Below are 9,035 nucleotides of genomic sequence, written 5' to 3'. Positions count from 1 at the left end.
GAGATGAGGAAAAGTGCAAAACCCCTTTGATGACACCACCGCCACTTTCCGTGTACTCGTCAACGACCTCCAACAGCATTCCCTCTGGCCGACGTTCGCCGATGCGCCCGCTGGGTGGGTCATCGCCTTCGGCCCGGCTCAGCGCGATGAATGCCTCGAATTCGTCGACGCGAATTGGACGGACATCACTCCGCGCCGGCTCGCCGAGATCGCGTCATAGTGATCCGCATTGACCAGCTGAGGAAGAACTACGGCAGCTTCAGAGCCTTGGACGGAATCGATCTGCAGGTCGACCAGGGACAGATCTTCGGATTGCTGGGGCCCAATGGGGCAGGCAAGACCACCACGGTCAAGGTTCTGTCGACGCTGATCCGTCCCGACTCCGGAGACGCGATTGTCGCGGGGAACTCGGTGACAGCCGATCCCACCGCCGTGCGCCGCAGCATCGGACTGTCCGGACAGTATGCGGCGGTCGATGAGAAGCTCACCGGCTACGAGAACCTCCTCATGGTCGCCCGCCTCTACGGAATGAGCCGCACCGAGTCGCGAGCTCGAGCTCGCGAACTGCTCAGGGAGTTCGCCCTCGTCGACGTCAGAGACAAACGAGCAGGCGCCTATTCGGGTGGCATGCGACGGCGTCTCGACCTGGCCTCGGCTCTGGTCTACAGGCCACCGGTGGTGATTCTCGACGAGCCCACCACCGGCCTCGACCCACGCGGCAGGCTGGACACCTGGGACGTCATCTCCACTCTTGTCGGCCAAGGAACCACTGTGCTGCTGACGACCCAATATCTGGAGGAGGCCGATCAGCTGGCGGATCGCATCGCCGTCATCGACTCCGGTCGAGTCATCGCAGAGGGGACCTCGAACGAACTCAAGGTCAGCCTCGGCGCAGAACGCATCGCACTGACCCTGGCCAGCTCCGAATTCCTCGCCGAGACTCTGCGCATCATCGAGCGTATCCTCGGAGGCTCGGTCACACCGCAGCGCGATTCCACGGGTCAGCGCCTCACAGTCCCGGCCCCGCAGGGACAGAAGACTCTGCTGGAGGTGCTCGGCGCCCTGGACCGAGCCGGTGTCCTCGTCACCGAGGCGGCACTGTGCCGTCCGACGCTCGACGACGTCTTCCTGGAGCTGACTGGAAGCCCGGCCACTGCGGAACCATCGCCTCAGCCGCAGTCGGAAGTCGAGGTGGGAGCATGAGCACCATCGCCTCGGCGGCACGCGACAGCTCCGTCATCGCCTGGCGCAATCTCCTCAACGTGGGTCGAACCCCCGGAGCCCTGGTCACCGGCGTCGTGCAGCCGGTGATCTTCGTGTTCCTGCTCGCATTCGTCTTCGGCGGCAGCCTGGGCGGCGCTCCCTATCGGGAGTTCCTCATCGGGGGACTCTTGGCCCAGACGCTGACCTTCAACTCCTCATTCACAGCCGTCTACCTCGCCAAGGACCTTCAGCTGGGGCTCATCGACCGGTTCCGATCGCTGCCGATGTCCCGCGTGGCAGTCATCCTGGGCCGGACCACCTCCGACTTGGCCACCGGTGTGATCTCCCTCGCCGTCACCATGGTCTGCGGACTGATCATCGGGTGGCGCATCACCGAAGGCCCATGGTCAGCGCTCCTCGGCATCCTGCTCCTGCTCCTCTTCGGATTCGCCATGTCATGGATCGGAGCGTTCATCGCATTGACAGCGCGAAGTGTCGAGGTGGCTCAGAGCCTCGGCCTGATCTGGCTCTTTCCGGTCACCTTCCTCTCCGGGGCCTTCGTCTCGGTCGATTCACTGCCTGGGCCGCTGCAGACGATCGCCTCATGGAATCCCGTCACTGCAGTGGCAACCAGCGTCCGAGAACTGTTCGGCAATGTCTCCCCCGCCGGGTACACCTCGGGCACCGGATGGGCGGCAGACAACCCGATGCTCTACGCGGTGATCAGCTGCGTGGCAGTCATTGCGATCTTCTCCACCGTTGCGGTGTCCCAGTACCGGGGGATCAGCAAGAGATGACCGCTGCCGGGATCGAGTACCTGGTGTGCGACATCAGCGAGGTGCGCGAGACGCAGTCGGCTCACCCATGGCTCGCCTCACTGCTCTCACCGGCTGAGGTGAAGCGCTCCGATCGCCTGCGCCACGCATCCGATCGGATCGCCTATCGCTGTGCACATCTCGTCTTGCGCCTCGTCGCTGCTCGTCGACTCGGCGCCGATGTTCGCAGTGCCGGTGACCTGGAGTTCACTCGTTGCTGCCGCAGCTGTGGTGGCCCACACGGCAAGCCCCAGGTCACGGATGCAGAAGTCAGCCTGTCTCGTTCGGGAACGATGGTGCTGGTCGGCTCTGCGCCGCCGTCCTCACCGATCGGCGTTGACATCGAAGGTCTTCCGAGCGAGGTCTTCCCCGGATTCGATGACTACGTGCTGGCCCCAGGTGAGCGCACTTCCGCCTGCACGAACTCAGATCGGAGGCGGCTCGAACTCTGGGTAGCCAAGGAAGCCGCGCTGAAGACGACTGGACATGGTCTGAGTGTGGAGCCCAACACGCTCGAAGTGGTCCGAACCGAAGTGGAGCGAACCAGTGAGGAAACGTCATCTCTTGACGGCAGCGGTGCTTGGGCATCGTCGATCAGAGCCCCCGACTATCCGGAAATCGATGGATTGAACCTGGCTTCCGTGCCCTGTCGTCCTTCTCATGCGGCGGCACTCAGCTGCGTCGACCGGCTGCCTGTCACAGCGTTGACCCTCTCGGACCTTCTCATCGAGTGACGGGGCGGCCCTCACGTGGGGGTGCCGGTGAGCATACCGGCGATCAATCCGAGCACCGCGATGACGGCCAAGACGATGATGAGCACACGTTTACGCATAGTCCTGATTCTACGCGGGACGCCTGTGCAGTCCCGTCATTTCCGCTCAATGGGCAGTCGACTCCAGTCTGCCGCGACGATTGCGCCGGATGTGTCCCTGCCTGATCGCTTCGCGCACCGAAGAGTGGAAACGCCCCGGGCCCCAATGGCGGGCACCGATGGCGCGGTAGAGCTCCGTCTCTGAGACAGGCTGCATGGCGCCGACGTAGTCAATGATGCCCTGCACCTCGTTGGCTGAGACCTCGGGTGGGACATCGCGTGAGGACACCGATGGCCATGGGGAGTACATCCCCGCCGAACCGGGGCCAGGACGCAGCCTCCGCCTTCGGCTCTGCGGCACCTTCCGCTCCCCCGCCTCAGAAGATTTCTTCGATGCGACCTCATCCATGGCCTCGTCGGCGTCCTCGGCTGTCAGGGGGCGGGCGATGTCCTCGAGGTTCGCGCCTTCGGCCTTGACACCGAGGAAGATCTCGGCGACCCCGCCCAGAGCCATGACCCCTGCGCCGATGCAGAATGCCATCGCGACCAGCGACCGGTCACCAGACTCGATCATGTTGCCGAAGAGCAGCGGCCCTGCGATGCCACCGACGGCGGTGCCGATCGCGTAGAAGAAGGCGATCGCCAGGGCCCTGGTTTCCATCGGGAAGATCTCACTGACGGTGAGGTACGCGGCGCTGGCGCCGGAGGAGGCGAGGAAGAAGCAGACGACGAGAATGATGAGGAAGACCCAGGCGTTGCCGATGCCCGCGTTGAAGACGAACGCGAGGACCACTGCAACGACCGCTGATCCCAGATAGCTGAACGCGATCATGGGTTTGCGTCCGATAGTGTCGAAGAGCCTGCCCAAGACAACGGGCCCGGCGAAGTTGCTCAAAGACCAGAGAATGATGAAGATCGGCACACTCGCCGCGGCCACCCCGTAGAAGCCGTTGAAGATGCCGCCTAGGTTGAACGTGATTCCGTTGTAGAGGAAGGCCTGACCGACGAAGAGGAGCAGGCAGAGAATCGCCCGCCGCGGATAGAGCTTGAATGCGACCCTCGCCAGTTCGGCAAAGGAGATCGTCTTGCGTTGGCGGATCGTGATCGTCTGATCCGGTGCCGGAAGCTTGTCCTGAGTCGCTTCCTCGATGTCGGTCTCGATATTCTCAACGATGCGTTCGGCCTCGTCCTGCTGTCCGTGGATGAACAGCCATCGTGGACTCTCCGGCACGTTCTTGCGCACGACGAAGACGAAGATCGACAGCAGTGCGCCGACGGCGAAGGCGAGTCGCCAGCCGATCATCTGCGGCAGGATGTCGGTGTTGAGAAAGAACAGTGTCGTCGCGGCACCGCCGGCAGCACCGAGCCAGTAGGACCCGTTGATGATGAGGTCGATGCGACCGCGCACCCGGGCGGGAATGAGTTCATCGATGGCAGAGTTCACGGCCGCGTATTCGCCGCCGATTCCGGCACCAGTGAGGAAGCGGACGAGGAAGAAGTACCACGGTGAGAAGGAGAACGCCGTGGCCACAGTGGCGACGAGATAGAGGACAAGGGTAATCAGGAAGAGTTTGCGGCGACCGAACCTGTCGGTGAGCTGACCGAAGACAATGGCACCGACGCACGCCCCCAGCACGTAGATGGCCCCCGCGGTGCCGATCTGTCCGGCGGTCATCGAGATGCCGCTGCCTTCCTCTGTCATTCGGGCGGCGACATTGCCGACCATTGTGACTTCGAGTCCATCGAGGATCCACACGCTGCCGAGGCCGACGACAACCATCCAGTGAAATCGAGCCCACGGGAGTCGGTCTATCCGAGCCGGCACATCGGTTGTGATGGTTCCGAGTTCAACATCCTTGCTCATCACACACCTCGCTGTATCAGTTCGCACCGGCTACCTGTCTGCGCCATCTATCGGGAAGCTTAAGCAGACTCCACACAACAGACAAGACCTGGTGTGACTGTCTGAGGGAGAGTATCCTCCGCTGTCCGGAACAGTCGCATCAATGGCCGGATCAGGCTGCTCTGTTCGCTGCGCGAATGAGCACAACCGCGAGCAGCGCGCAGAGCAGGTAGACCAGTCCGACAACGGCCCAGCCCAGCGAGAAGCCACCGGGTGAGCTGACCAACAGCCCCATGGCAACAGGGCCGAGCGCGAACCCGGTGAACATGCCGGCGGTGACCATTCCACTTGCCGACGCCATCGCGGTCGCGGGAATCGACCGCATGAGAGCGCTCATGAGAACGACAGAGACGCCGAGTGCCGAGGTGCCGTGCAGTGCCGCCGCGATCCACAGCAGCCACGGCCAGCCGGTCGCACCAGCGGCGAAGAACAAGGCGGCACCGGTGACGGCGATGAGCGCAAGAAGCAGCAGCACGCGAGGCCCGGAAGCACCGCGGGCCATCTGCCTGGCCCAACCGACTCGGGCGGCCACACCGATCGCACCGGCCACCGCGGCCGTGACACCGCCGAGCACGAGCGGAAAGTCCAACTCGCGCACAGAGAACAGCGGCATATAGACATTGGTTGCCTGGACCCCGATGCCGTTGAGCAGGCCGAAGGCCGCCAGTGCCCACATCATGCCCGGGTACCGCGGCGAGGTGGCTGGTGCCGGCGTCACCGGTGCGGCAGGATCAGCGTTGGCGTCGGCAGCCTCGGCGAGATCGGGTTCGCCGGGATCAGGTTCGGCAACCGGTGCCGATGTCTCGGCCAGCAGCGGTGCGGCACGCAGCGCACGCCAGGTCATCACCATAAGGACGAGCGGGATGAGTGCGATGACCAGGGCCGCGCCCCGCCACCCTGCGGCCGCGGCCAGCAGCGGAAAGACCACACTGGCCACCAGCTGGCTGACCTGCACCCCCGACTGCTTGATCCCCACCCAGCCGATCCGCTTCTGCACCGGAACGCGTTCGAGGAGGATCCGGTTGGTGACCCCGTTGGGGAAGGACTGAGCAATGCCCGACAGGGCTGCAGCGACGAGCAGCATTCCGAATCCCGCCGGGACCGCCACCAGCGCCAATGCCGCGGCGGCGAGTGCGAACACAATGGTCATGAGGGACATGTCCGAATGCCTGTCGGCGACACGTGCCAGTGTGGCGTTGCCGATGGCTGCGCAGGTGAAGCAGGCGGTGGCCAGGAGACCGAATTGAGCCTCCGAGATGCCCAGGTCGACGATGATCGAGTCGCTGACAGCACTGAGCCCGTAGAGCAGAAGCGGTCCGGCACCGACAGCGCCCAACAGAATCGTCAGCATTCCCCTGGTCGGCCCCTGTTGTTCTCGACTATCCACTCATCACTCTCCTCATGCTCCCTTCCAGCATGATATGCATCTGAGTGGCCGAAGTGGTTTGAGTCCGAGCGGTGACCACTTCACCGAGGTGAGTCAGGGTATGGCGCATCCGGTGGCCAGCACCGTGGCGTAGGAGTAGAAGACTGAGTAGAAGACGGTGACGAATGCCGCGAGCACGCTGACCAGAGCCACCACCGGCAGTACCCCGGATGTCATAGTGGCCGGTGAGACCAGCTGTCGAATGCGGTCGGGTCCGGCGATATTGAGAGCATGGAGGCCGCCGAGGTGGTCGCTTTGGCTCGTGGGCTGCCCGATCTTGAGGAGAGCGCTGGCCAGAGCCGGTGTGCCGGCAACCTGCCGAGCTCGGTTGTCGGCAATGATCTCGAGGTAGAGGGGAATGGAAGCAGCCACCTCGGCGAACAATGGAATAAACGACAGCGGTCGCACGAAGGTGTCGGCGATTGCCATCACCCGATGATGCCCGCCCTCGACGTGGGCTCTTTCGTGCTCGAGCACGGCGGTGAGCTCATTCTTCTCCAAGGTCGCACACAAAGCTTCGGAGACGATCACACCGCCGTATTTCTGTGGCAGTGAGAACGCGAACGGGGCCCGACCATCGAGGACGTTCAGTGAATGCCCGTTGATATCGGCGACCGCCGAGTCCCGGCGCAGTCGCTGAGCTGCAGCCGAATTCGCCTGCCTGCGACGAGTCCGCTGATACAGCGCCCAGACGGCGGAGACCACCGAGAGCACAAGCGGGAAGATGAGGAAGAGGACGACCGGGACCAATGTGTCGACCTGCGCCAGCCCGGGGAAGGGACTGGCTGCGATGAGGCACCGCTGGCACACATCGGCAAGGGGAACGGGCAGAACGTCCGGACCCTTGAACAGCGAGGCCGCCATGAGGCTCAGCGCTGCCACGACGGCCCACCACATGAGGGACACCAACAGGAGCCCATACACGGCCAACCGCGGTACCCGCATGAGAACCGGCGCGGCCGTTCTCACGAGAAAAGGACCGATGAAGGAGATGAGGGCGAACAGAGCGACTGCGCCGGCGCCGATGAGCAGCAGACTCATCCGCGTTCATCCTTGGAGTTGAGATAGCCACGGAGAAGCTCGACGTCCTCGGCTCCGATGCCTTCGACGAAGTGCAGGATCGATGCCGCCCGGTCTCCCCCGTTGAGCAGCGCCTTCTGCATGAGCGTCGCCGCATGCTCCTCGCGGCTGATGATCGGACGGTGCAGCACCGATCGGCCCTGTCGCTCACGCCGCACGAGGCCCTTCCGCTCAAGGTTCGTCAGCACGGTCGCGATCGTTGTGTAGGCGGGAACATTGTCCAAGTCCTCAATGATCTGCCTGACCGTCAACGACCCCTCGTTCCACAGCAGGTCCATGACCTGCTGCTCGAGAGCACCGAGGCGAATCGGTGATGACTTCTCAGTCGAATCCGACGCTGATGTCATGACAGACGGCTCCTTTCACGATTGGGCACCGGGCAGGAGAACTGCCCCTTGAGGCGGACGACCACCGCGACCAGCAGCAGGATGACCGACAGCACCGCCAGCACAGGCTGCAACGGCGCAAAGTATGTGAGAGCCCCAGTGTAGCCGAGCACCAGAAGTGCGATCTTGTTGCAGACAGGGCACCCGACGGCGAACCACCCGAGCATGCCGCCCACGGTGCCGAATGTGCCGCCGCGACGTTCAGCCCTCTCATCGACTACGTCCTCATCGACCAAGTCATCGTCGACCGCATCGGCACCGTCTTTGTTCCCACGGGAACCGGTCCTGCGAGGGCCGGGCTCGCGGACATAGGTGGCAATGAGCAGGCCCAAGAGGACCGACATGAGAATCCAGACCGGGTAGTCCCACCACTCGGGAGGGATGTCTCTGGAGAAGAAGGAGTTGGGAATCAGCACCGTGGACAATCCGATGACGAACACGGAAGCACCGGCCGCCGCGATGGTGACGACGATGCGGCGGGTGCCCCATATCCGAAGCGACTGGGCCGCCTCAGAGAGGTAGGAGAACAGCATGAGGGTCCCTTCGTTGCGCAGCTTCGGACAAAACGTTTACTATGGAAGTTAGTATACTATGCCAGATAGTAAAGTTCCATGGCACGCTGCCTCGAATGCGTGCCGACCCGACTCCCAACCCGACATTTTCAAGGAGGCTCCCGTGTTCCGTTCCGATCGCGGCCCCATGGTCTGGCTCGTGCCCTTAGCCGTCATCGTTCTCGCTACGGTACTCATCGGCGTGGTCATCGCCAACCAAGGCCCCTCTGACGACAGTGCGAACGCACACTCGCAGAGCGAAGCGGGCTCCGGCAGCGATTCAGGCTCCGAGGGCGAAGAGGTCGACCTGTCGTTCGTCGAGCATCGGGTCGAAGACGACAGCCGTGCCGTCGGCGACGTCGATGCGCCGGTGACTCTCGTCATGTTCTCCGACTACCAGTGCCCCTACTGCGCCACCTGGAACGAGGAGACATTGCCAACCATGATGGAATACGTCGACAAGGGTGATCTGCGCATTGAGATGCGTGACCTCGCCGTCTTCGGTGAGGAGTCCGAAAGGGCGGCCCGCGCAGCCTATGCCGCCGGCCTCCAGGACAAATACTGGGAGTTCCACAATGCCATGTTCGAAGGCGGCGAGCATCCTCCGAAATCCGAGCTCGACGACGACTCACTGGTGTCCACGGCCAAGGAACTCGGCCTCGACCCCACCAAGTTCAAGGGAGACATGAATTCGGTCGACGCTCACGACGAGTTCGAGGCCAACGCCCAAGAGAGCTCTTCCCTGGGCGTGGCCAGCACCCCGACGTTCGTCATCGGCGGCAAACCCCTCGTGGGTGCCCAACCGACCAAGGAATTCGTCGGTGCCGTCGACGATGCCCTCGCCGAGGCGGAAGGGTAAG

General features: G+C 63.4%; 10 protein-coding genes. 5 read left to right on the top strand and 5 right to left on the bottom strand.

Features of this window, described 5'->3' with window-relative positions; all coding sequences use genetic code 11:
* Window positions 1–13: 13 nt before the first annotated feature.
* Genes JFC13_RS08425 through JFC13_RS08410 form a run of 4 tightly spaced genes read left to right on the top strand, consistent with a single transcriptional unit; the run spans window position 14 to window position 2,752 of the window.
* Entirely contained in the window at window positions 14–220 is a 207-nt protein-coding gene (locus JFC13_RS08425) for an MbtH family protein (RefSeq protein WP_198396647.1), read from the top strand.
* Complete coding sequence (locus JFC13_RS08420; protein ID WP_198396646.1) at window positions 220–1,203, top strand: ATP-binding cassette domain-containing protein; 984 nt, start codon at window positions 220–222, stop codon at window positions 1,201–1,203. Before JFC13_RS08425 ends, JFC13_RS08420 begins: the two co-directional genes overlap by 1 nt.
* Window positions 1,200–2,000 (top strand): ABC transporter permease, encoded by an 801-nt coding sequence (locus JFC13_RS08415; protein WP_198396645.1) that lies wholly within the window; start codon window positions 1,200–1,202, stop codon window positions 1,998–2,000. The genes JFC13_RS08420 and JFC13_RS08415 overlap by 4 nt, the downstream gene beginning before the upstream one ends.
* Window positions 1,997–2,752: a 4'-phosphopantetheinyl transferase family protein gene (locus JFC13_RS08410; protein WP_198396644.1), complete on the top strand. Its 756-nt coding sequence runs from the start codon at window positions 1,997–1,999 to the stop codon at window positions 2,750–2,752. The genes JFC13_RS08415 and JFC13_RS08410 overlap by 4 nt, the downstream gene beginning before the upstream one ends.
* Window positions 2,753–2,896: 144 nt before the next feature.
* Here JFC13_RS08410 and JFC13_RS08405 read toward each other — a convergent pair whose 3' ends face one another.
* From JFC13_RS08405 to JFC13_RS08385, 5 genes are all read right to left on the bottom strand, one after another.
* Window positions 2,897–4,693 carry an MFS transporter gene (locus JFC13_RS08405; protein WP_198396643.1) on the bottom strand — a complete coding sequence of 599 codons (1,797 nt, stop codon included), beginning with the start codon at window positions 4,691–4,693 and terminating at the stop codon, window positions 2,897–2,899.
* A gap of 151 nt (window positions 4,694–4,844) precedes the next feature.
* Window positions 4,845–6,119 (bottom strand): MFS transporter, encoded by a 1,275-nt coding sequence (locus JFC13_RS08400; RefSeq protein ID WP_198396642.1) that lies wholly within the window; start codon window positions 6,117–6,119, stop codon window positions 4,845–4,847.
* 93 nt (window positions 6,120–6,212) lie between these two features.
* Complete coding sequence (locus JFC13_RS08395) at window positions 6,213–7,199, bottom strand: M56 family metallopeptidase (protein ID WP_198396641.1); 987 nt, start codon at window positions 7,197–7,199, stop codon at window positions 6,213–6,215.
* Window positions 7,196–7,585, bottom strand: coding sequence for a BlaI/MecI/CopY family transcriptional regulator (locus JFC13_RS08390; RefSeq protein WP_198396640.1), 390 nt, complete (start codon window positions 7,583–7,585; stop codon window positions 7,196–7,198). The genes JFC13_RS08395 and JFC13_RS08390 overlap by 4 nt, the downstream gene beginning before the upstream one ends.
* Window positions 7,582–8,157, bottom strand: a complete 576-nt coding sequence (locus JFC13_RS08385; protein WP_198396639.1) for a hypothetical protein — start codon at window positions 8,155–8,157, stop codon at window positions 7,582–7,584. Before JFC13_RS08385 ends, JFC13_RS08390 begins: the two co-directional genes overlap by 4 nt.
* Window positions 8,158–8,299: 142 nt before the next feature.
* Between JFC13_RS08385 and JFC13_RS19315 the strand changes: the two genes are divergently transcribed.
* The gene (locus tag JFC13_RS19315) at window positions 8,300–9,034 is read left to right on the top strand and encodes a DsbA family protein (RefSeq protein WP_198396638.1); all 735 of its coding nucleotides are present in this window, start codon (window positions 8,300–8,302) and stop codon (window positions 9,032–9,034) included.
* Window position 9,035 lies beyond the last annotated feature (1 nt).

Source organism: Brevibacterium antiquum (assembly GCF_016107655.1).
GTDB classification, from domain to species: Bacteria; Actinomycetota; Actinomycetes; order Actinomycetales; family Brevibacteriaceae; genus Brevibacterium; species Brevibacterium antiquum.
Note: the sequence above shows the minus strand (reverse complement) of the source record. Positions and strands in the feature narration are given on the sequence as shown.